This window comes from Isoptericola maris, from assembly GCF_048065335.1.
In the GTDB taxonomy this organism is placed as follows: Bacteria; Actinomycetota; Actinomycetes; order Actinomycetales; family Cellulomonadaceae; genus Isoptericola; species Isoptericola rhizosphaerae.
Genome location: NZ_JBLUNY010000011.1, coordinates 1 through 21,614, shown reverse-complemented (window position 1 = coordinate 21,614; position 21,614 = coordinate 1). Strand labels below are relative to the sequence as shown.

24 protein-coding genes and 1 riboswitch are annotated in these 21,614 nt (G+C 72.4%); of the genes, 15 read left to right on the top strand and 9 right to left on the bottom strand.

Translation table 11 applies throughout. The features are described from left to right. Nucleotides 1-38 precede the first annotated feature (38 nt). The 3 genes from ACH5HR_RS14710 to ACH5HR_RS14700 all read left to right on the top strand — a co-directional run bounded on the left by ACH5HR_RS14710 (nt 39) and on the right by ACH5HR_RS14700 (nt 1,338). Nucleotides 39-422 (top strand): response regulator, encoded by a 384-nt coding sequence (locus ACH5HR_RS14710; protein ID WP_402374825.1) that lies wholly within the window; start codon nt 39-41, stop codon nt 420-422. Further along, nucleotides 419-748, top strand: a complete 330-nt coding sequence (locus ACH5HR_RS14705) for an Hpt domain-containing protein (RefSeq protein ID WP_402374823.1) — start codon at nt 419-421, stop codon at nt 746-748. The genes ACH5HR_RS14710 and ACH5HR_RS14705 overlap by 4 nt, the downstream gene beginning before the upstream one ends. A gap of 203 nt (nt 749-951) precedes the next feature. Beyond that, nucleotides 952-1,338 (top strand): hypothetical protein, encoded by a 387-nt coding sequence (locus ACH5HR_RS14700; RefSeq protein ID WP_402374821.1) that lies wholly within the window; start codon nt 952-954, stop codon nt 1,336-1,338. On the opposite strand, the gene ACH5HR_RS14695 is transcribed toward ACH5HR_RS14700, so the two are convergent. Next, complete coding sequence (locus ACH5HR_RS14695; RefSeq protein ID WP_416478540.1) at nt 1,314-2,132, bottom strand: response regulator; 819 nt, start codon at nt 2,130-2,132, stop codon at nt 1,314-1,316. The two genes, ACH5HR_RS14700 and ACH5HR_RS14695, sit on opposite strands and share 25 nt — an antisense overlap. A gap of 341 nt (nt 2,133-2,473) precedes the next feature. Here ACH5HR_RS14695 and ACH5HR_RS14690 point away from each other — a divergent pair, with 341 nt between their 5' ends. The 3 genes from ACH5HR_RS14690 (at nt 2,474) to ACH5HR_RS14680 (ending at nt 6,507) form a co-directional block, all read left to right on the top strand. After that, nucleotides 2,474-5,197, top strand: a complete 2,724-nt coding sequence (locus ACH5HR_RS14690; RefSeq protein WP_416478539.1) for a pectate lyase family protein — start codon at nt 2,474-2,476, stop codon at nt 5,195-5,197. A gap of 164 nt (nt 5,198-5,361) precedes the next feature. Beyond that, nucleotides 5,362-5,649, top strand: a complete 288-nt coding sequence (locus ACH5HR_RS14685; RefSeq protein WP_402374815.1) for a hypothetical protein — start codon at nt 5,362-5,364, stop codon at nt 5,647-5,649. A 216-nt stretch (nt 5,650-5,865) separates the two neighbouring features. Further along, the gene (locus tag ACH5HR_RS14680) at nt 5,866-6,507 is read left to right on the top strand and encodes a hypothetical protein (protein WP_402374813.1); all 642 of its coding nucleotides are present in this window, start codon (nt 5,866-5,868) and stop codon (nt 6,505-6,507) included. Between the two features lie 201 nt (nt 6,508-6,708). Here ACH5HR_RS14680 and ACH5HR_RS14675 read toward each other — a convergent pair whose 3' ends face one another. Beyond that, entirely contained in the window at nt 6,709-7,647 is a 939-nt protein-coding gene (locus tag ACH5HR_RS14675; protein ID WP_402374811.1) for an SDR family oxidoreductase, read from the bottom strand. Between the two features lie 126 nt (nt 7,648-7,773). Between ACH5HR_RS14675 and ACH5HR_RS14670 the strand changes: the two genes are divergently transcribed. Further along, on the top strand, nt 7,774-8,289 hold the full coding sequence (locus tag ACH5HR_RS14670; RefSeq protein WP_402375108.1) for a low molecular weight protein-tyrosine-phosphatase: 516 nt from the start codon (nt 7,774-7,776) through the stop codon (nt 8,287-8,289). Here ACH5HR_RS14670 and ACH5HR_RS14665 read toward each other — a convergent pair whose 3' ends face one another. The 3 genes from ACH5HR_RS14665 to ACH5HR_RS14655 are packed head-to-tail and all read right to left on the bottom strand — an operon-like array spanning nt 8,290 to nt 10,743. Beyond that, nucleotides 8,290-9,360: an alpha/beta hydrolase gene (locus ACH5HR_RS14665; protein ID WP_402374810.1), complete on the bottom strand. Its 1,071-nt coding sequence runs from the start codon at nt 9,358-9,360 to the stop codon at nt 8,290-8,292. It abuts the gene before it with no gap. Beyond that, entirely contained in the window at nt 9,357-10,160 is an 804-nt protein-coding gene (locus ACH5HR_RS14660; protein WP_416478537.1) for a Nif3-like dinuclear metal center hexameric protein, read from the bottom strand. Before ACH5HR_RS14660 ends, ACH5HR_RS14665 begins: the two co-directional genes overlap by 4 nt. 10 nt (nt 10,161-10,170) lie before the next feature. After that, nucleotides 10,171-10,743 (bottom strand): DnaJ family domain-containing protein, encoded by a 573-nt coding sequence (locus tag ACH5HR_RS14655; RefSeq protein WP_416478536.1) that lies wholly within the window; start codon nt 10,741-10,743, stop codon nt 10,171-10,173. An 82-nt stretch (nt 10,744-10,825) separates the two neighbouring features. Here ACH5HR_RS14655 and ACH5HR_RS14650 point away from each other — a divergent pair, with 82 nt between their 5' ends. Next, nucleotides 10,826-11,995: a pyridoxal phosphate-dependent aminotransferase gene (locus ACH5HR_RS14650; protein ID WP_416478535.1), complete on the top strand. Its 1,170-nt coding sequence runs from the start codon at nt 10,826-10,828 to the stop codon at nt 11,993-11,995. Between the two features lie 4 nt (nt 11,996-11,999). Here the strand turns inward: ACH5HR_RS14650 and ACH5HR_RS14645 are convergent, their stop codons facing one another. Next, complete coding sequence (locus ACH5HR_RS14645) at nt 12,000-12,407, bottom strand: CBU_0592 family membrane protein (RefSeq protein WP_402374802.1); 408 nt, start codon at nt 12,405-12,407, stop codon at nt 12,000-12,002. Nucleotides 12,408-12,548: 141 nt separating this feature from the next. Here ACH5HR_RS14645 and ACH5HR_RS14640 point away from each other — a divergent pair, with 141 nt between their 5' ends. The 6 genes from ACH5HR_RS14640 (at nt 12,549) to ACH5HR_RS14615 (ending at nt 19,310) form a co-directional block, all read left to right on the top strand. Next, nucleotides 12,549-13,457, top strand: coding sequence for a LysR family transcriptional regulator (locus ACH5HR_RS14640; RefSeq protein WP_416478534.1), 909 nt, complete (start codon nt 12,549-12,551; stop codon nt 13,455-13,457). Nucleotides 13,458-13,541: 84 nt separating this feature from the next. After that, a riboswitch (glycine riboswitch) is annotated at nt 13,542-13,639 on the top strand. Between the two features lie 98 nt (nt 13,640-13,737). Continuing rightward, nucleotides 13,738-16,707, top strand: coding sequence for an aminomethyl-transferring glycine dehydrogenase (gcvP, locus tag ACH5HR_RS14635; protein ID WP_416478532.1), 2,970 nt, complete (start codon nt 13,738-13,740; stop codon nt 16,705-16,707). 7 nt (nt 16,708-16,714) lie between these two features. Next, entirely contained in the window at nt 16,715-17,881 is a 1,167-nt protein-coding gene (gene gcvT, locus ACH5HR_RS14630; protein ID WP_416478530.1) for a glycine cleavage system aminomethyltransferase GcvT, read from the top strand. Nucleotides 17,882-17,956: 75 nt separating this feature from the next. Beyond that, nucleotides 17,957-18,325, top strand: a complete 369-nt coding sequence (gene gcvH / locus ACH5HR_RS14625; RefSeq protein WP_402374794.1) for a glycine cleavage system protein GcvH — start codon at nt 17,957-17,959, stop codon at nt 18,323-18,325. Nucleotides 18,326-18,571: 246 nt separating this feature from the next. Next, nucleotides 18,572-18,805, top strand: coding sequence for a LuxR C-terminal-related transcriptional regulator (locus ACH5HR_RS14620; RefSeq protein WP_402374793.1), 234 nt, complete (start codon nt 18,572-18,574; stop codon nt 18,803-18,805). Between the two features lie 91 nt (nt 18,806-18,896). Further along, nucleotides 18,897-19,310: a (deoxy)nucleoside triphosphate pyrophosphohydrolase gene (locus ACH5HR_RS14615; protein ID WP_402374791.1), complete on the top strand. Its 414-nt coding sequence runs from the start codon at nt 18,897-18,899 to the stop codon at nt 19,308-19,310. Here the strand turns inward: ACH5HR_RS14615 and ACH5HR_RS14610 are convergent. Next, nucleotides 19,307-19,891, bottom strand: coding sequence for a P-loop NTPase family protein (locus ACH5HR_RS14610; protein WP_402374789.1), 585 nt, complete (start codon nt 19,889-19,891; stop codon nt 19,307-19,309). The two genes, ACH5HR_RS14615 and ACH5HR_RS14610, sit on opposite strands and share 4 nt — an antisense overlap. A gap of 57 nt (nt 19,892-19,948) precedes the next feature. Between ACH5HR_RS14610 and ACH5HR_RS14605 the strand changes: the two genes are divergently transcribed. Then, entirely contained in the window at nt 19,949-20,167 is a 219-nt protein-coding gene (locus ACH5HR_RS14605) for a hypothetical protein (RefSeq protein WP_402374787.1), read from the top strand. 33 nt (nt 20,168-20,200) lie between these two features. On the opposite strand, the gene ACH5HR_RS14600 is transcribed toward ACH5HR_RS14605, so the two are convergent. Continuing rightward, complete coding sequence (locus ACH5HR_RS14600) at nt 20,201-20,626, bottom strand: Hsp20/alpha crystallin family protein (protein WP_402374785.1); 426 nt, start codon at nt 20,624-20,626, stop codon at nt 20,201-20,203. Between the two features lie 184 nt (nt 20,627-20,810). Continuing rightward, nucleotides 20,811-21,311, bottom strand: coding sequence for an FBP domain-containing protein (locus ACH5HR_RS14595; protein WP_416478528.1), 501 nt, complete (start codon nt 21,309-21,311; stop codon nt 20,811-20,813). Between the last annotated feature and the right edge of the window lie 303 nt (nt 21,312-21,614).

Here is a 21,614-nt window from a genome sequence, read left to right as displayed (position 1 = left end):
TAGCGTCGTCGAGGTCCGGGCACCGGGGGGCGGAACAGGTGGGAACCAGGCGTGTCGTGGTGGTCGTCGACGACGACTCGTCGATCCGCGAGGTCGCGGCGCTGTCGCTGTCCGCCGTCGGAGGCCACGAGGTGCACTCGGCGGGCGACGGGGTGGGTGGCGTCAGGCTCGCGCGCGAGGTCCGTCCGGACGTGATCCTCCTGGACGTCATGATGCCGACGCTCGACGGCCCGACCGTGCTGGCCCGGATGCGGGCCGTCGACGCGCTGCGGGACGTCCCGGTGGTGTTCCTGACCGCGAAGATCGGCTCGCACGACATCGGCCGGCTCGACGGTCTCGGTGCGGCGGGAGTGATCACCAAGCCGTTCGACCCGCTCGCCCTGCCGCAGATCCTCGCCGACATGCTCGGGTGGCCAGCGTGAACGGATCGCCCGGGCGCGCCGCCGGGGACGACGGGCTGGACGGTGCGGTCGCCCGGATCGGCCGCAGCGCTCGGCAGCGCAACCTCGCCCGGGCGGACCGGGTGCTCGAGCTGTTGGTACGCCGCAGGGGACCGCTCGGCGCCACGGACCGGAGCGAAGCCGCACGGCTGTGCCACGCGATCGCGGGCTCGGCGGGGACCTTCGGCGACGACGAGCTGGCCGATGCCGCCCGGCACGTCGAGGCCGCGCTGCGGGACGGGCGCCCGGACCGTGTCGCGCCGGCGCGCGACGTGCTCCACGAGACGGTGCGCGTCCTGCGCCGCTGACCTGCCCCGGCGGGCCCCGATCTTGAGGTGATCCTGAGCGGATCCTGATCACGTCGGGAGTCGCGCATGAGGTCGGATGCTCACCATCGGAGGGTGTCGACGCCCATCTACCTCGCAGAACCGGACATGACCGTGCAGCTCGCGCTCGCGGCGGTCACGACGGCCGACGACGCCGGACGCACCAGGACGCCCGGGGGGCGCGCATGACCACGATCGATCCGTCCGCCGCCGTTGCGCGGGCCTGGCAGGACCTGATCGACCAGCTGGAGGGCAACGGGCCTGCGGTCGACCGGTTCGCGACGATCTGGCTGGAGCTGCTGCCGCGCCGTCTGACGTCCTGTCGCCGGGCGCTGGTCCGCGGTGACGGAGACCTGGCCAGGACGCGGCTCCTCAGCCTCCATGGCTCGGCGGTGATGCTGGGCCTGGAGGACCTCGCCTATTCCACCGCGCGCTGCCGAGCAGCTCTGGACGCGGGTGACGACGGGTTGGAGTCGGCGCGCGTGCTGGCGCGGGAGGTCATGATCGACGCGCAGATGGCCGCAGCGCTGGTGTCGACCGCTCTCGCTCAGTGCCGCTGGTCGAAGCGGTAGCCCACGCCGCGGACCGTGCTGATCCACCGGGGCGAGGCCGGGTCGTCCCCGATCTTGCGCCGCAGGTTGGCCATGTGGACCTCGACGCCGCGCCGGTCGGCAGAGGTGACCGGCGTGCCGGTGTCGTACTCGCCTCCCCACAGCACCCGGACCAGCGCGTCCTTGGACAGCACGCGGCCGGGCGCGCCGGCGAGCGCGGAGAGCAGGTCGAACTCGCTGCGGGTGAGGTGGACCTCGACGTCCTCCACGTGGACGGTGCGGCCGGCCCGGTCGACCAGGAGCCCGTCGGCGGTCGTCGTCGCGACCGGGGCGACGCCGTCGGGCGGGTGCACTCCCGGTGGGGCGGTGGCGGGCGTCACCGGGGCGGCGCCCGGGGGGAGGTCGCGGTGCTGCCGGCGCAGGATCGCCTCGATGCGTGCCCTCAGCTCGCGCGGCCGGAACGGCTTGGTCTGGTAGTCGTCCGCGCCGGCGTCGAGGCCCATCAGTGCGTCGATCTCGTCCGTCCGCGCGGTGAGCATCACGACGTAGGTGTTCGAGACGGTACGGATCTGCCGGCACACCTCGATCCCGTCGATGTCCGGCAGGCTGATGTCGAGCGTGGTCAGCAGCGGGTCGATCCGTGTCACGAGCTCGACCCCGCTGCGGCCGTCGACAGCGGTGTACGTCTGGAAGCCGGCCTGCTTGAGGACCTCCTCGAGGAGCGCGCTGATCTCGGCGTCGTCCTCGACGATGACCGCGGTGCGAGCGGGACCGGACCCGTCACGGGGGCGGCTCGGGATGGGGCCAGCGGTCATGGCGCCACGTTAGTGGCCGGTTGCTCGGAGCGCACGGGTGCCACGTCGGAGTCGCCCCCGCGGATGTCCGAGGGCCGGAAGTTATCACGCGCGGGTTGTCGTATCGGGTGAAGCTGCGGGTGAACTTGCGTTCTGGGAAACCGATCTCTAGCATGAGAAACCGGTTCCTGATGGGAACGGTCTCATCCGGGTGTCAGTTCCAACGCCGGAGTCAGGCGCGACAAGGGCTCCTCGATGAGGCAACGCGTCACCACGGGCGGAGCTGCCCGACGGCGGACCGTCCGCCCGCGACGCGTCGCACCACACGCAATGCCCGATTTCGATGACGAAGTGAGGCAATGATGAGAAGAACAGCCGCAAGACGGCTCACCGCGGCAGGGGCCACGATGGCCCTCGCGGGGACGATGGGCATCACCGCCCTGTGGATGGCCGACGCGCAGGCCGCCACCGGCACCGCCACCGGATTCGCGACCGGGACCACCGGCGGGGCCGGCGGGCAGACCGTCCGGGCCAGCACGGGCACCGAGATCCACGAGGCCCTCTGCACCCGATCCAGCAGCGACACCCCGATCATCATCGAGGTCGAGGGCACCATCAACCACGGCAACACCAGCAAGGTGTCCGGGGACAGCTGCAACACCGCCGACGACAAGATCGAGCTCAAGGAGATCAGCAACGTCACGCTGGTCGGTGTGGGCAGCGGTGCGCTCTTCGACCAGCTCGGCATCCACGTGCGCTCGTCCGAGAACATCATCCTGCAGAACCTGCACGTGCGGAACGTCAAGAAGTCCGGCTCGCCCACCTCCAACGGCGGTGACGCCATCGGCATGGAGAGCGACGTCAGCAACGTGTGGGCCGACCACCTCACGCTCGAGGCCTCCGGCGGCGAGTCGTCCGGGTACGACGCGCTGTTCGACATGAAGGCCGACACGACGGACGTGACGCTGTCCTACAGCATCCTGCGCAACTCCGGTCGTGGCGGGCTCGTCGGGTCCAGCGACGGCGACACCGGCAACGGTCCCGTCACCTACCACCACAACCTGTACGAGAACATCGACTCCCGCACGCCGCTCCTGCGTGCCGGCACGGCGCACTCCTACAACAACCACTTCGTGGGCCTGGTCAAGTCGGGGATCAACTCCCGGCTGGGCGCGAAGGCGCTGGTCGAGAACAACTACTTCGAGGACTCCAAGGACCCGCTCGGCACGTTCTACACGGACGACATGGGCTCCTGGGAGGTCAGCGGAAACATCTGGGACAACATCACCTGGTCCTCGGACGGCGGCGACAACCACCCGGCCGGCCCGAACCCGACGTCGACGGCGTCGATCTCCGTGCCGTACTCGTACGAGCTCGACGACGCCGAGTGCGTGCCGAACCTGCTCGCCGAGACGGCGGGGGCGAACAAGGGCCTCCAGGTCTCGGACGGTTCCTGCAACCCGCAGACGCCGGACCCGACCGACCCGACCGACCCGGACCCGGAGCCGACGGACCCCACGGACCCGGACCCGGAGCCGACGGACCCCACGGACCCGGACCCGACCGACCCGCCGAGCGGCGAGAACCTCAGCATCGGCGCGGGCTCGGACGGCTCGTCGAAGGCCAGCGGCACGAGCTACGGCGACGTGCGTGACGGCGACATGAGCAGCTACTGGTCGCCGTCGAGCTCCACCGGCCGGATCTCCATCAAGTGGGGCGGCGACACCACGGTCTCGTCCATCAACATCCGCGAGGCCTCGGGTGCCGAGGGCAACATCGGCTCGTGGCAGGTCGTCAACCACGACACCGATCAGGTGCTGGCCACGGGCAGCGGTGCCGGCGTCATCGACATCCCGACGACGTCGCTGCGCAAGATCAACTTCGAGATCACCGGCTCGAACGGCACACCCCGGGTGGCCGAGTTCGAGACCTACGCCGGCGACCCGGGCACCGACCCGACGCCGGACCCGACGGACCCGACCGACCCCGACCCGGAGCCGGACCCCGACGAGCCCCAGCCGGGAGCCGACACCATCTACGTGGCGCCGGGCGGGTCCGACGGCGCAGCCGGCACGGAGAGCGACCCCACCACCCTCACCTCGGCGATCGACCGGGTGAACGCCGGCGGCGAGGTCTTCCTGCGCGGCGGCACGTACGACCTGGCCGACACGGTGACGATCGAGCCCGGCAACGACGGCACCTCGGGTGACCGCACGCTGCTCTCCGCCTACCCGGGCGAGACGCCGGTGCTCGACTTCTCCGCACAGTCCGAGGACTCCTCGAACCGTGGTCTCGCCATCGGCGGCGACTACTGGCACGTCTACGGCCTGGTGGTGCAGCACGCCGGTGACAACGGCATCCTGCTCGGCGGTGACCACAACATCATCGAGCGTGTGGTGACCCGCTACAACCACGACACCGGCCTGCAGCTCTCCCGTCTGATCGCGGGAGCGCCGTCGAGCGAGTGGCCGTCGCACAACCTGGTCGTGTCCAGCGAGTCGCACGACAACGCCGACTCCGACGGTGAGGACGCCGACGGCTTCGCCGCGAAGCTCACCTCCGGTCCGGGGAACGTCTTCCGCGACACGGTGGCGCACCACAACATCGACGACGGCTGGGACCTCTACACGAAGTCCTCGACCGGAGCGATCGGCGAGGTGACCATCGAGAACTCGCTCGCCTACTCCAACGGGACGCTGTCGGACGGTACGCAGAACGACGACGGTGACCGGAACGGGTTCAAGCTCGGCGGCGAGGACATCGCCGTCGACCACGTCATCAAGGACAGCTACGCGGTCGACAACGGCAAGCACGGGTTCACGTACAACCGGAACCCCGGGTCGATGGCGGTCTCGGGCAACGTGAGCATCGGCAACGAGGAGCGGAACTTCAACTTCGACGGCGGTTCCTCGGTGTTCAGCGGCAACGTCTCCTGCGACAGCGGGTCCACCGACCGCTACCGCGGCACGGACGCGGGTGGCAACTCGTTCTGGGACGGCTCGAACGGGTCCGCCTGCGGTCAGTACGCCGGCTCCCTGAACTGGTCGTTCGCGGCCGACGGGTCGCTCGACGTCACGTTCGGGTAGCAGAAGCGGCAGCAGCGTGAAGGTCGGGCGGGGGTACGAGGGGTCCAGCAGCGGGCTCCTCGGGCCCTCGCCCACCTGCGCGAGCCCAGGAGCCCATGATGCCGAGCCGTCGACGCCGCCTCGAGGACGGTAGGACGGCCCGACCGGCGCTCTATGCTCGCGGGATGAACACCAACCAGACGCCCGCCGGCAAGGCCATGGCACGCAGCTTCCTGAAGATCGCCATGGTCGAGGGGGCCGTCCTGGTGACGGCCGTGGTCCTGCTCTCGCTCGACGTCATCCCGTTCGGGGTGTTCATCGCGGTCGTGGCCGTGTGCGTCGCGGCGTCGGGGATCGCGATCCTGCGGGTCTCGCAGCGCCACCGCCCCAAGCCGGACGGCGGGACCGCGGAGCCCGCCGCGTCTGCCGGCCCGGGCTCGACGATCGACCCGGCGAACCCGTTCACGCGTTGATGATGCGCATCATCACGTCGAGCTGAGTCGCCGGGACCCAGAAGACTGCCGGTGGTGATCCCGGTGCCGGCCGCGCTCCTCGCGACCCAGCGGCTCGCGCCCTGCGGGCCTGAAGGGTTGAACCGGTGGCGGACGCCGCCCTGATGCCGAATCGTTGTGGTTCTGCGACGATTTCATCCTGTCAAGAAGCGCTTTCCATCCGGTAGGTTGCGGCGCGTGAGGCGCAACGGAGCGAGAACCAGGACCAACGGTCGGCGGCTGGCAGCAGCGACCGCCGTCAGCACCGCCCTGCTGCTGGCGGGCTGTGCCGGCGCGGACGACCCCGGAACCGGTCCGGCCTCGGCGAGTCCCGCGGCCGAGACGGCGCCCGCCGCGGAGAGCACCTGCGGCGGCGGCGTGCTGGTCGAGTGGGACGGCACCCCTGAGTCCCAGGACATGTACACGGCCGTGACGGTGGTGCGGCTGTCCGGCGACGGTGACTCCACCGTGCGCAGCGAGTGGAGCCGGGGCGAGGCGGCCGGGGCGCGCGCCGCGTCCGGGGCGACCGACGACCAGGAGGCCATGGTGCGCGACGCCGTCGGGGGCGGCCTGCTCGCGGCGACGGAGGCCCCCGCCATCGCGGAGCCAGACGCGCTGCTGGTGGGAGCGGACAAGGGCACCTACGTGATCTACGCCTATGCCGAGCGCACGACGGGCAGCGCGACCGTCACCTGTGGCGACGGGAGCAACGCGGTGGACGTCGACGTGACGTCGTTCGACGAGATCGAGACCGACCTCGTCGACTGCGACGCCACGCCCGACCCCGTCACGGAGTACATCGCGGCCGACGCCATCACCGACAACTGCGGCCGGGCGTAGCCCGCCCGGAGGGTACGAGAGAACCCGCGGGGCGGAGAGGTCTCCCGCCGTGCTGGACGATGGCACGGCACCCGCGGGTCCCGGTGGTCACGGGACTCAGCCCGTGACCACCTCGCTGGTCCGAAGAGTCTTCACTTCTCGGATCACCTCCTTTCGTCGTAGGACCGACGCTATGCCCGACGGCGCCGTCCGCCTAGGTATTTAGCGGGACTGGTCGGTCGGCCCGGCGGTCGGGCGGCGCAGCAGGTCCTCCCACTCGACCGGGTAGTCGTCCAGCCACTGCTCGAAGGAGCGCGCCGGGCGGCCCACCAGCCGCGAGACGTCCGGGGAGACGTGCGCCAGCTCGCCGGCCGCGATCGCCGTGTACGAGGAGACCCAGCCGGCCAGCTCCGCGTCCGAGACCCCCAGACCGGCACGGGACGCGTGCGCCTCCTCCACCGTCTCGGCGTGGTAGGTGATGCGGCGGCCGGTCGCGGACGACAGCAGCTCCGCGACCTGCGCGAGGCTCAGCGCGATCGGTCCCGTGACGTCGTACGTGACGCCGTCGTGCCGGGTGGGCGCCTCGTCGAGCAGGACGGCGGTCGCGACGTCCGCGACGTCGTCGTGCGCCACGGACGCCACCCGCCCTTCGCCTGCCGGGCCACGGATGACGTCGTCCTGACCCACGAAGCTCGCCAGTTCCTGGTGATACAGGTTGTCGCGCAGCACGGTCCAGCGCAGGCCGCTGCGGCGCAGGTGCTGCTCCGTCGCCCAGTGGTCCCGCGCGAGCGTGAACACGGCGTTCGGTGCAGCGCTCACGAACGAGATGTACACCAGCCGCTCCACCCCGGCGGCGACAGCCGCGTCGATGGTCGCGGTGTGCAGGGCGACGCGGTCGGCGGACTCCCGGGCGCTGACCAGGAAGACCGTCCGCACGCCGTCGAACGCGGCGCGCATCCCGGCGGCGTCCGCATAGCCGTCGGCGACCGCGACCTCGCACTCGGGCAGAGCGCGGCCGTCGGCCAACCGCGGCACCCGCGAGGGGTCGCGGACCACCAGCCGCTGGTGCGCACCCTCGGCGGCCAGCCGGAACGCGAGGCGCGAGCCCAGCCGCCCGGAGGCCCCCGTCACTGCGATCAAGCCGTCTGCGGACCACCTCATGCGGCAACGTTACGTGCGGGCACGCCCCACCGCGCGGCCTGCGGGTCCCACCGCGCGGCCTGCGCACCGTGGTCCGAGGGCCGGTCTGCCACCATGGAGCCCGTGACCTCCAGGACCTACCGCGTGATGATCGTCTGCACCGGCAACATCTGCCGGTCCCCCATGGCGCAGATCGTGCTGCACGAGCGCCTCCGGGACGCCGGCCTCGACGACCGGGTCGTGGTCGACTCGACGGGCGTCAGCGACGAGGAGGCCGGCAATCCCGTGGACCCGCGGGCGCGGCAGGTGCTCTCGGCGCACGGCTACCCGGCCGGGGACGGGCACCGGGCGCGGCAGGTCCGCGCCGACCTGCTCGCCGAGCGGGACCTGGTGCTGGCCATGACCACCCGGCACGCCCGCGCGCTGCGCACGGTGGCGGACGGTACAGACGTGGACATCCGGATGTACAGGTCCTTCGACCCTGCGGCCCCCGATGTCCCGGCAGGCGGCAGCGAGTCCGTCCTGGACGTCGAGGACCCCTGGTACGGCGACCTGGACGGCTTCGAGACCTGCCTCGCGCAGGTCGAGGCGGCCGCCGACGGCATCGTGGAGCACGCCCGCGCGGCGCTCGACGGGCGGCACCCCGAGCGCGTCGAGGGCTGACTACCGCCGGAGCCAGGAGAACCAGCGCCGCCACCCGCGCGGCTCCGGCTCCGGGGCCGGAGCCCGCGGGACGTAGGCGCGGAACCAGCGCTCGGTCTCGAACCACACCACGTCGCGCACCTCCGGCGCCGACAGGGTGACGTCGTGCAGCGCGCCCTCGATCCGCGCGAGCGTGGAGACCCGGCCGAGCTGGGGCGTCCGGGCGGCGACGCCGACCACGTCGAGCACCGTGTCGGTGCGGTTCATCTCCTCCGACCACCGCACCGGCGGGGTCGAGCGCGCCGACAGCAGCACCAGGATCGGCACGTCGATCGACAGACCCCGCGCGACCCGGTCGTGGCCCGCGAAGATCGCCGCCAGCCACGCGGGCGTGGCACGCCACCCGGCGTCCGGACGCCAGGCCGGGTCGAGCTCCCACGCGCCCTCGTGCCGCGACGAGATCGTGCGGACGTAGAACCCCAGGTCCACGTTCGCCAGCTGGCTGCGCGGGGCGATCGCCGCCTGGGCGCGGATGCTCGGCTCCAGGACGAGCCGACCCACCTTGCGGGTCTGGAACTCCAGCCACGGGCTGTTCAGCACCAGCGCGTCCGCCCGACCCGGTCGGTGGTGCGCCCACAGGCTGACCACGAGCCCGCCCGTCGAGTGCCCCATGACGACCAACCGACGCCCCGTGCCGCCGTCGGCCCCGTGCCCCATCGCCGACAGCGCGGCCTCGATGTCCTCGTCGTACGTGCGGAGCTGCGTGACGAAGCCCGGCGTGTGGTGCGGGCGCAGGCTCCGGCCGTACTTGCGCAGGTCGACGGCGTGAAAACGGACGCCGAGGCCCTCCCAGAAGTCGGCGAGGTGCGTCTGGAAGAAGTAGTCGATCCAGCCGTGGACGTACAGCAGGTCGACGCCCGCGTCGCCCCGCAGCGGACCGTCGTGCCGCCGCCGGACCAGCGTCGCGACGACCTCCCCCTCGAAGTCCGGGGCGAGCTCGAGCGTGCGCTGCTCGAACCCGTCCAGGACGTCGGGCACCCAGCCGTCCTCCGGCACGGGCCCCGGCGGTGGGTCCGGGAGCGGGATGCTCATGTCCCGGCCAGCAGGTCGGGCGTCGACAGGAACGTCACCGGCACCTCCGGCACCGTGCCGTGCAACCAGTCCGCGAACAGGCTCATGCCCGCCTGCTCGCTCGGGACGTGACCCGCGACGACGAACCCCGTGCCGTCGAGGTGGGCGAGGTCCGCCGCGTACGACGCGACCTCCCACTCGTGCGCCTCCCCCACGACGACGGCGTCCACCTCGGCCGCGCGCAGGAGGGCACGGTTGCGCGCGAACCCGCGGAAGCCCAGGTCGAGACCCACCCGGCGGACCGTCCGGTGCGGGTCGCCCGCGAACCGCGTCTGGGTCGAGCCGAGCGCGGCGGCGACGTGCCGGGCCAGCTCGCCGACCGTCGTCGGGCGCACGTCGCTCCAGGCGACGCCGCGGGCCGCCGCGTCCGCGTCCAACGTCCAGCCGAGCGCGGCGGCCGCGCCCGCGTCGATGCCGTCGGGGCGCCGGTCGTGCCACGCGTCGTGCATCCGCCACACGGCGAGCCCGTGCTCGCGGACGAACGCCGACTTGGCGGCGTGCACCGGGTCCGCCTCGCGGACCAGCTCCGCCGTCGCGGCGCCCTGGTGGTCGTAGAAGAGCGGCTCGTGCGTCACGACGACGTTCGCGCCGACCGCGACCGCCCGCTCGAGCACCGCCAGCGTGGCGAGGGTCGTCACGGCGACGCCGCGCACGACGGCGGAGGGGTCGCCCGCGTCGAGGCCGTCGACGGTGGTGCGCCGCGCGGGGACGTCGAGCGCCGCCGCGGTGCGCGCCATCAGCTGCGCGACGGTGCAGGTCATGGGCGCGAGACTACCGGCGCCGCTGACGCCATCGAGAGACCTCGCGCTCGACGTCGCGGGTCGGGGTGACGACGGGCGGACCGCCCGTGAGCTGCCGACGCGCGTCGATCACCCGGGCGTTGAAGTCGCCGACGATCTCCCGGACGCGACGCTCCTCGTGCTCCCGGTCCAGCGTCTCGTCGAGGGCGGAGTGCTCGGCGCGGAGCTGTGCGGCCGGCAGGACGCCGGAGATCCGCTCCCGCTCGACCAGGCTCTTCAACCACCAGTCCGGGTCGTGCGTCCCGCCGATGCCCGGCAGCGGCTTGCCCTGCAGGGGCAGGTCGTCGAACTCGCCGCGGCGGATCGCCTGGTCCACCACCGTGTCCACCCAGCGGGCGCGGTCGTCCATGCGGTGGCGCGGCGGGGCGGTCTCCTCGGCGGGCTCGGCACCTGCCCGGTCGTCCTGCCCGCTGAGCTGCTGCTCGGTGAGGTCGTGGGCGACCTCACGGTCGACGCGATACTGCGCGGCCCGGCGCGCGGGGTCGGGCGCGGCGGCGTACCCGTCGCGCTGACGGTCCTCAGGGTCTCGTCGGTGGGCGCCCACACGGCCACGGTACCGATCCCGGGCAGCCCGAACATCCCGAGAGCGACGACCCGCCCGGCTCGCGCCGGGCATGATGGGCGCCATGAAGGTCTCGCGCCGCAGCCAGGTCCCGCCGTTCGCCGTCATGGAGGTGCTCGCCGCCGCCAACGCCCGCCGGGCCGCGGGCAACGACGTGCTCAACCTGTGCGCCGGCGAACCCTCGGCCGGTGCCGCCGACGTCGTGCGGGAGCGGGCGGCGGACCTCCTGCGCCGCGCGGACCTCGGGTACACCGAGGCGCTGGGCGTGCCCGCGCTGCGCACGGAGATCGCCGGGCACTACCGCCGCTGGTACGACGTCGAGGTCGACCCGGCCCGCATCGCCGTCACCACCGGATCGAGCGGCGGGTTCCTGCTCGCCTTCCTCGCGGCGTTCGACGTCGGTGACCGCGTCGCGCTCGCGCGCCCCGGCTATCCGGCGTACAAGAACATCCTGACGGCGCTCGGGTGCGAGGTCGTCGAGCTCGACTGCGGCCCCGAGACCCGTTACCAGCCCACCGTCTCCCAGCTCATGGAGACGTACTACGGCGGCGGGCTCGACGGGCTGGTCGTCGCCTCACCGGCGAACCCGACCGGGACGATGATCGCCCCGGCCGAGCTCGACGCCGTCTCCCGCTGGTGCGCCGAGCACGAGGTGCGCCTCATCAGCGACGAGATCTATCACGGCATCGCCTACAGCCAGGACGTCCAGCAGGCGACGGCCGCCACGTCCACCGACCGGGGCGCCGTCGTCGTGAACTCGTTCTCGAAGTACTGGGCGATGACGGGCTGGCGCCTCGGGTGGCTGGTGCTGCCCGACGAGCTGGTCGGTCCCGTCGACGCGCTCGCCGGGAACGTCGCCCTGTCTCCCCCGGCGCTCGCCCAGCATGCCGGGATCGCGGCGTTCTCCGCCGAGGGCTATGCGGCCGCGGCCGCGAACGTCGAGCGATATGCGGCGTCGCGCACCGCGCTGCTCGACCGTGTGGACGAGCTCGGGTGGCGACCGGTGGCCCCGGCCGACGGCGCCTTCTACCTGTACGGGAACGTCGCCCGCTTCGGTCTGGACGCCGTGACGTACTGCTCGCGCCTGCTGGCGGAGGCGGACGTCGCGATCACGCCGGGCACGGACTTCGACGGCGAGCGGGGTCGGGACTGGGTGCGGTTGTCCTTCGCCGCGGCCCCCGACGTCGTCGCCCGCGCCGTCGACCGGATCGTGGCCTGGCAGGCCACCCTCTAGCTCGTCAGCGGATGGCGAGCGGCGTCGGCACCGCGAGGTGGTCGACGAGGGGCTCCGCCGGTGCGCCGGCCTCGGCGAAGACCGTCTCCGTGCCGGCCTCGCTGTACGTCGGCTCGGCGTAGGCCCGCTCGGCGTACTCCGCATTGCGGCGGGCGTCGCGGCGTGCGCGGACGATCATGAGGACGGCCTGCGTCCCGATGATCATCCAGGCGATGTTCGCGGCGACCGACGGCCACACGCCGTGCACGGCGGCGACGAGGAACAGCATGGAGGTCGCGCAGAGGTTGGCGGCCTGGAACTGGATCGAGTTGGGCGCCCAGCGCCCCCGCGACACCTGGAAGTAGGCGACGAGGCCGACGATGGCGCCGACCCAACCAAGAGCGGTGACCACGGACAACAGGTACGGCAACATACGAGCCTCCTCACGAGGGTTTCAGGGGGGGACGGCGCCCGCCTCCGACCACTGACTCGTCGGGCGCCGAAAACAATTTTGCGGCACGAAACCCGTTCAGCACAATTGAATCTTTCTGCAGATGCCGGTTAGCATCACTACATGGCCACCGACCCACGAAGGCTTGCCTTCCTCCTTGCAGTGCACCGTGCCGGCGGCGTCCTCGCCGCAGCAGATCTTTTGCATGTGACCCCTTCTGCCGTCTCTCAGCAAATCGCTCGTCTGGAGGCCGAGGAAGGCTTCGCGGTGCTGGACCGAGGGCCGCGAGGCGTCACCCTGACACCCGCCGGCCGGGTCCTCGCCGACGTGGCCGAACGCATCGAGGCCGAGCTCCTCGAGGCACGCCAGGAGATCGCCAACCTCGGCGAGGGCGTCACCGGCACCGTCAAGGTCGGCGCGTTCCAGTCGGCGATCCGCGCGGTCGTCGCTCCCCTGCTCGGCCCGCTCGCCGAGGAGCACCCAGGCGTCACCATCGACGTCCGCGAGCACGAGCCCGCCGAGTCCGTCCGGATGCTGCGCGCCGGCGACCTCGACGTCGTCCTCCTCGAGCACGACGGAGACGTCGACGCCCCCGCCCCCCGCGGCGCGCACGACGTGCCGCTGCTCGACGAGCCCTGGCGGCTCGTGGTGCCGGCGTCGCTGCCCACGCCCGAACGCCTCGACGACCTGCGCGACCTGCCCTGGGTCGGCGCGCTCAGCGGGACCGCAGCCGACCGCGCGCTGCGTCGGCTCGGTCGCACCCTCGGCACCACCATCGAGGCGCGGCACGCCTACTTCGACTTCGACACCGCGCTCGCGCTCGTGGCCGCCGGCCAGGGGATCGCCATGCTGCCGGCGCTCGCGGTCGAGAGCGGCGAGGTGCCCGACGGCGTCGAGCGCGTCGCGATGCCCGGGCTCGGATCGCGCCGCGTCATCGTGCGCCACCGGGCGACGCGGCACGAGCCGGGGCCGGCGGTGCGCGCCGTCGTCGACGCGATGGTGGACGTGGCCCGAGGCCTCGAGCTCACCTGACCCCGGCCGAGGTACTACCTCGACGACGGCGGTACGACCTCGGCGGTAGACTGCCCGGGACAACAGCACGACCGCACAGCCGCTCGAACCGTGACGGGAGAGCACGGCCCCAGCCAGGGGTCGGCGCCGAAGGAGCAAACCCTCCCCGGGAATCTCTCAGGCCCCAGTACCGTCACGGCGAGGCAACTCTGAAAAGCGGTCCGGCGTCTCGACGCGGGGCCCACCGACGGTGCAAGCCGGCGCGCCCCGTACAGGCGGACCGGCCAAACTCTCAGGTCCCATGACAGAGCGGGGAGGGTCCTCGTCCACCGACACCCTCGGAGCACTCCTCGTGACCCACTCCCCCTTCGACCCGGACGTCTTCGCGGACCGGCACATCGGCCCGCGCGGGCGCGAGACGACGGCGATGCTCGACCAGCTCGGGTACGCCGATCTCGACGCGCTGGTCGACGCCGCCGTCCCGGCCGCGATCCGCGAGCAGGAGCCGCTGGACCTGCCGCCCGCCCGCAGCGAGGCGCAGGTGCTCGACGACCTGCGCGCGGTCGCCGCGAAGAACCAGGTCAAGCGGCAGATGATCGGGCTGGGTTACTACCCGACGATCACTCCCCCGGTCATCCGGCGCAACGTTCTCGAGGCGCCCGCCTGGTACACCGCGTACACCCCGTACCAGCCGGAGATCTCCCAGGGCCGGCTGGAGGCGCTGCTCAACTTCCAGCAGGTGGTCGAGGACCTCACCGGGCTGGAGATCGCCGGGGCGTCGCTGCTGGACGAGGCCACCGCCGTCGCCGAGGCAGTCGCCCTCATGTGGCGGGCCTCGCGCGCGAAGCAGGGCTACGTGGTGCTCGACGCCGACCTGTTCGGCCAGTCGCTCGCCGTGACGCAGGGCCGCGCGGAGGCGGTCGGGCTGCCCGTCGTCGTCGTGTCGCTCGAGGACGGACTCGACGCCGGCCTCGCCGCGTTCGAGGCCGACGGCGGCACGCTCCCCGCGGGTGACCTCGTCGGCGTCGTGGTCCAGCAGACGGGCGCCTCCGGGCGCGTGCTCGACGTCCGTTCCGTCATCGGGGAGGCGAAGGACCGCGGTGCCCTGGTGACCATGGCCACCGATCTCCTCGCGCTCACGATGCTGGTCTCCCCCGGCGAGCTCGGGGCCGACGTCGCGGTCGGTTCCGCACAGCGCTTCGGCGTCCCGCTGTTCTACGGCGGCCCGCACGCCGCCTACATGTCGGTGCGCAAGGGTCTGGAGCGTCAGCTCCCGGGCCGCCTGGTCGGCGTGTCGGTGGACGCCGACGGCGCGGTCGGGTACCGCCTGGCCCTCGCCACGCGGGAGCAGCACATCCGCCGTGAGCGGGCGACGTCGAACATCTGCACCGCGCAGGCGCTGCTCGCCGTGGTCGCCTCGATGTACGCCGTCTACCACGGTCCCGAGGGCCTGCGGGCGATCGGCGAGCGGGTGCACGGCCGGGCGCTCGCGCTCGCGGGCGGTCTTCGCGCGGCGGGCGTCGAGGTGGTGCACGGCGCGTTCTTCGACACCGTGCGCGTCGCGGTGCCAGGCCGCGCCACCTCGGTCGGCGCTGCCGCCGTCGCGGCGGGCTACAACCTGTACGTCTCCGATAGTGACCACGTACAGATCGCGTGCGACGAGACGACCACCGAGGCCGACGTCGAGGCGCTGCTCGGGCTGTTCGACGCCACTCCCGCCGACACGCCCGCCGACGCGGCCGAGGGCGTCGGGCTCGACGAGGTGCTGCTGCGCGGCACGGCGTTCCTGCAGCACCCAGTGTTCCACCGGCACCGGTCCGAGACGGCCATGCTGCGCTACCTGCGCCTCCTCAGCGACAAGGACCTGGCGCTGGACCGCACGATGATCCCGCTCGGCTCCTGCACGATGAAGCTCAACGCCACCGCGGAGATGGAGCCGATCAGCTGGCCGGGCTTCGCCGACCTGCACCCCTACGTGCCGGCCGACCAGGCGCTCGGATACGGCGAGCTGATCGCCGACCTCGAAGACCGGCTCGCCCGGATCACCGGGTACGCCGCGGTGTCGGTGCAGCCCAACGCCGGTTCGCAGGGCGAGCTGGCGGGCCTGCTGGCGATCCGCGCGTTCCACGCGTCCCGCGGCGAGGAGCACCGCGACATCGTGCTCATCCCGGCGTCGGCGCACGGCACCAACGCCGCGTCGGCCGCGCTGGCCGGTCTGCGGGTCGCCGTGGTGGCCACGGCCGACGACGGCGAGATCGACCTCGCGGACCTGCACGCCAAGCTGGAGCAGCACGGCGGCCACGTGGCAGGGATCATGATCACCTACCCGTCCACGCACGGCGTCTACGAGGAGCATGTCCGCGAGGTCTGCGGCGCTGTACATGATGCGGGCGGTCAGGTGTACATCGACGGTGCGAACCTCAACGCGCTGGTCGGCCTCGCCCGACCCGGCCGGTTCGGCGGCGACGTCTCCCACCTGAACCTGCACAAGACGTTCTGCATCCCGCACGGCGGTGGCGGCCCGGGCGTGGGCCCGGTCGCGGTGGCCGAGCACCTGGTGCCGTTCCTCCCGGGCGACCCCACGCCGTCGGGCAGCACGGCCCGGGAGGTGGGAGTGCCGCCGGTCTCCGCGGCCCCGCACGGGTCGGCCGGCATCCTGCCGATCTCGTACGCCTACCTCGCGATGATGGGGCCCGAGGGCCTCACGGCGGCGACCCAGAACGCCGTGCTGACCGCCAACTACGTCGCCTCACGGCTCGGGGGCCACTACCCGGTGCTCTACACGGGCGCCCACGGTCTCGTGGCGCACGAGTGCATCCTGGACCTGCGCCAGATCACGGCCGAGACCGGCGTCACCGTCGACGACGTCGCCAAGCGGCTGGTCGACTTCGGCTTCCACGCGCCCACGATGGCCTTCCCCGTCCCGGGGACCCTCATGGTCGAGCCGACGGAGTCCGAGGACCTCGGCGAGCTGGACCGGTTCGTCGAGGCGATGATCGCCATCCGCGGCGAGATCGACGCCGTCGCGAGCGGGCGTTGGGCCCTCGAGGACTCCCCGCTGCGGCACGCACCGCACACCGCGGCCACCCTGCTGGGCGCGGAGTGGGACCGCCCGTACACGCGCGAGGAGGCGGCGTTCCCCGTCGCCGGCCTGCGCGCCGCCAAGTACTGGCCGCCCGTCCGCCGCATCGACCAGGCGCACGGCGACCGCAACCTGCAGTGCTCCTGCCCGCCGATCGACGCCTACGCCGAGCCGCTCGGCCAGAACTGAGGACGCCATGACGGAGAAGAAGACGCCGCTGCACGCCGAGCACGAGGCGCTCGGCGCGACGATGACGGACTTCGGCGGCTGGATGATGCCGCTGCGATACACCTCTGACCTCGCCGAGCACCGCGCGGTGCGCGAGGCCGCCGGCCTGTTCGACCTGTCGCACATGGGCGGCATCGCGGTGACCGGCCCGGACGCCGGGGCGTTCCTCGACCACGCCCTGGTGGGGAACCTGTCGAAGCTTCGCCACGCGGGCGCCCGGTACACGATGCTCTGCGCCGAGGACGGGGGAGTGCTCGACGACCTGATCGTCTACCGCACCGGTGACGACGAGTACTTCGTGGTCGCCAACGCCGCGAACGCGGAGACGGTGCTGGTCGCCCTCCTGGAGCGTGCGGCCGGGTTCGACGCCGAGGTGCGCGACATCTCCGCGAGCCAGGCGCTGATCGCCGTGCAGGGCCCGCGCGCCGCGCAGATCGTGACGGAGGTGCTCACCGAGGACCCCGAGAACTCCGGCGGCACCGCGTTCGACGAGCTGCGGTACTACGCCAGCCTCGGCATGCGGTTCGGTGACGAGGCCGTGCTCGTGGCCCGCACCGGCTACACGGGCGAGGACGGGTTCGAGGTCTGGGTCGCCACGCAGCACGCCGTGGCGCTGTGGCGGGCGCTGCTCGCGGCGGGGGAGCCGCACGGGCTCGTGCCCGCCGGGCTGGCGGCCCGTGACTCCCTGCGCCTCGAGGCCGGGATGCCGCTGTACGGCCACGAGCTCGACACGACGACCACGCCGTACGACGCCGGAGTGGGCCGCATCGTCAAGCTCGACAAGGTGTCCGACGACGGCACACCGGTCGAGTTCGTGGGCCGCGCCGCGCTCGCCGACCGGCACGACGACGCACCGGAGCGGGTCCTGGTGGGCCTGCGCGGTACCGGACGGCGCCCTGCCCGCGCGGGGTACGCCGTCGTGCAGCGTGACGCCTCGGACGCCGGCTCTCTCGGCTCGCGGGTCGGGACGGTGACGTCGGGGGCTCCGTCGCCCACGCTGGGCCACCCGGTCGCGATGGCGTACGTGACGCCGGAGGTCTCCGCGGAGGGGACCGAGCTGGCCGTCGACGTGCGGGGGAGGGCGGAGCCCTTCGTCGTCGTGCCGATGCCGTTCTACCGCCGCGAGCGCGGCTGAGCGTCCGCACCCGGCGCGCCGCGCCGTCGTCCGACACAATCTAGCCAGCCCTACCCCACGACAGGAGTCCTTCCCATGGCCGACTTTCCCGCGAACCTGCGCTACTCCGTCGAGCACGAGTGGGTCGACGACGCGACCCCCGCGACGGTGGGCGTCACGTCCGTCGCCGCCGACGCGCTCGGTGACGTGGTCTACCTCGAGCTGCCGGAGGTGGGCGCCACCATCGAGGCGGGCACCGTCATCGGCGAGATCGAGTCCACCAAGTCCGTGTCCGAGCTCTACTCGCCGGTCTCCGGCACCATCGTCGAGGTCAACCAGGCCGCGATCGACGACCCGGCGGTGGTCAACTCGGAGCCGTTCGGCGCGGGGTGGCTCTTCAAGGTCGAGGTGACCGGTGCGGGCCAGCTCCTCAGCGCGGAGGAGTACGCACAGCACGCTGGATAGGCAACCGTGACCTGATTGTGATAATGAGGTTTCCGTTGCTCCGCGCAACCGGAAGAAATGCCCCTGGCCTGCGGAGATATCGCGCAGAAGGCGCCCCGACAGCCACCGTGGGAACGCTCCGACCCCGCTTGCGCACATAGCCGCTCTGTGGTGCGCGTCATGAACCGCGCGCTGCACGCTCTCCTCCTGTGACGGCAGATCCCCAAGTCGATCGTGGCGATCGGCGGCCGTCGTGGAGGAAGAACGATGAGTGCAATCGAGATGGACCGTCTGGTCCTCGACCCTGGTCTGACGGTCCGTGAACAGGTCGTGCTGTCGAACCTGTCCGAGGAAGTCACGCTCGAGCAGATTGCGAGCAAGCTGTTCGTCACGCGCAACACGGTGAAGTCGCAGGTACGCAGCGTCTACCGCAAGCTCGGGGTCTCGACCCGGGCCGACGCCGTGGCCTGGGCTCGCACCGCAGGTTTGCGCACGCCCTGATCGGTTGGACGACGTCTGGCCCCGCTACCACTCGGGGGATGCTGGTAGCGGGGCACACGTCTGTCCAGCGGCGGATGGCAGACTCGCGGCCATGACCCGTCGCCTCGTCGTCGCCGCCGCCATCGTCGACTCGCTCGAACGACCGGCGCGTCTGCTCGCCGCCCGCCGGTCCCGGCCCGCGAGGCTCGCCCGCCGGTGGGAGTTCCCCGGCGGCAAGGCGGAACCGGGGGAGCAGCCGCACGAGGCGCTGCACCGTGAGCTCCACGAGGAGCTCGGCGTCACCGTCACCCTCGGGACCGAGCTGACGGGGCCCGACGACGGTGCCTGGATCATCACCGACCGGCACGTGCTGCGGCTGTGGTTCGCCGCGCTCGCCGGAGGTGAGCCGGCACCGCTCGTGGAGCACGACGAGCTGCGCTGGCTGGACGCGGGCAGCCTGTGGGACGTCGACTGGCTCGACGGGGACGTGCGGATCGTCGAGACGCTCGCCCGCAGGCTCTCCTAGGTCGACCCGACGACGCCGGGTGGCGCCGGGACGGGACGCTCCGCGCGGTTCGCGGTGCGTCCCACCCACCGTTCGACCTCCGCGCGGCTGCGGAGCCGCACCACCTCGAGGTGCGGCGCCTGCACCGCCAGCCGCTCGTCGAGGTGGTCGAGCGAGCGGCGGGTGCGCCACGCCCACCGCACGATGTGGTCGGCGTCGGTGAGGAACGTCCGCAGGGGAGGTTCGACGTTGCCGTTCCACAGCACGGTGCGACGGCGCCGCCGGCCCAGGGTGCGCCGCACCACCTGGTCCATGCGGACCTGGACCGGCAGATCGAGCCAGACCAGCAGCTCGGCCCGCTCGAGCAGGAGCGGTCGCACGGCCCGGTACTGCCACTCGGTGACCCAGGCGTCGCTCGCCACCAGTGCCCGGACGTCGTCGCGGAACTCGGGCCGGGGTGTCCACCGCGGGCCGTGGAAGAGGCCGTCCAGCTCCGTGTGGGGGACGTCGAGGATCTCTGCCAGGCGGGCGGCCAGCGTCGTCTTGCCCGCCCCGGAGGTCCCGGCGACCAGGACGCGGCGGGGGAGTCCGGGTCGAGGCATCCGGAGATCGTACCGGGCTCCGTCGTGCGCCGGACGGCGCCGGGCTAGGCTGGCCCCATGAGCGACTTCAAGGTGAACCCCGCCCCGCAGAACGACGCCCCGGGCGCGATGCTCGGGCGCGTGATCGTCTCGTTCGTGCTGTTCCTCGGCGGTCTGGTCCTCATCGGGGTCGGCGCGACGGCCGACCCGTCCATCGCCCCGTACGTGTTCACCGGAGGCATCCTCGCCACGGGGCTCGCGTTCGGGCTGCCGATGATCGGCGCCAGCAAGGGCTGAGCCCTCACCGGCGCCGACCTCCGGCTGTCGCGATCAGCTCTTGCGGGCCTCGATGGTCTCGCGGTCGGACTCGTGGCTGACCTCGATCCGGCGCGGCTTCGCGTCCTCGGCCACCGGGATGGTCAGCGTCAGCACCCCGTCGGCGTAGTTCGCCGAGATGTTGTCGAGCGCCAGTCCGCGGCCCAGGGTGAGCTGCCGCGCGACCGTGCCGGACGTCCGCTCCCGCACGAGCCACTGACCCTCGCCGGACCGAGGCGTGCGCTCGGCGCGGATGGTCAGGGTGCGGTCCTCGCACGAGACGTCGATGCTGCCGGGGTCGATGCCGGGCAGGTCGACGGCGAGGACGTAGTGGTCGCCCTCGCGGAACAGGTCCATCGGCATCGCCGGAGCGTTCCTCGACGTGGCGAGCGACCCGAAGAGTCGGTCCATCTCCTGGAACGGGTCCCAGTAGGTAGCCATCGCGCATCACCTCCTCGACGAGGGCCGCACGGTGCGGCCCCGACCGCGATCAGCGCGCCGGTCCGTCCGGCGTCGCCTGGCTACACCTCATGATTTAGCACTCTCACCCCGAGAGTGCCAAGAGGTGTCTGTTCGCTCTCGGCGAACATCCATCGAGGTGCAGCCAGGCGCCGTCGCACGCCGGTCAGGCGGTGCTGCGCACCTCCTGGAGGAACCGGCGGGTACGTTCGCGCAAGCCCTCGATGCGCCGCTCGACGACGACGGCGCGCGCCCCGTCGTCGTCGGCCCCGGACTCGGCGAGGGTGGGCCGCCGCCGTACGTTGCGCGAGCAGCGGAAGTCGGTGCAGATCAGCGTGCCGATCGTGCTGCCCTTGCGGCCGGGCGCTCCGCCGCGGCGTGCGACGTAGAGGGACGTGTCGCTGTTGTCGGCGACGTCCTCGCACCACGCGCACATGGCGGCGCGGCGGCTGCTGGTCTCCGGGGCGCGCAGGATGATGCCGACCGGCTCGCCGTCCATCTCGGTGATCGCGTACGCGGCGAGCGGCTGCTTGCGGTCCCGCCACCCGAGGTAGTCGAGGCGGTCCCAGCGGAGCTGCGCGAGGTCGGGGAGGATCATCCGCTGCCGCTCGCTGCGCGTGGCGTTGACGAGGCTGGCGCGGATCTGCTGTTCGGTGAAGGGAGTCATGGGTCGGCTTTCGGGGAGCAGGGCCCACCCGGGGCGCCACGGCACGGATCGACGGATCGTCGTGTCGAGGGCTCGGCGGGCCGGGTGGAGGAGGGCAGGACTGAGCCAGGCGCCTCCGCACGGGCCCCGTGGGGTCAGCGGCAGGCGGCCTGGGTCGACGGGTTGACCGAGCAGGCCTCGAGGGCCACCCCGATCTCCGCGACGACGCGCTGCATCTCTCGCTCCTCGTGCCGATCCGGTCCGTCCGTGCGACGAGACCATCACCATCGTGGCACACGGCGGTGGGGGCGGGGGGGGGGGGGG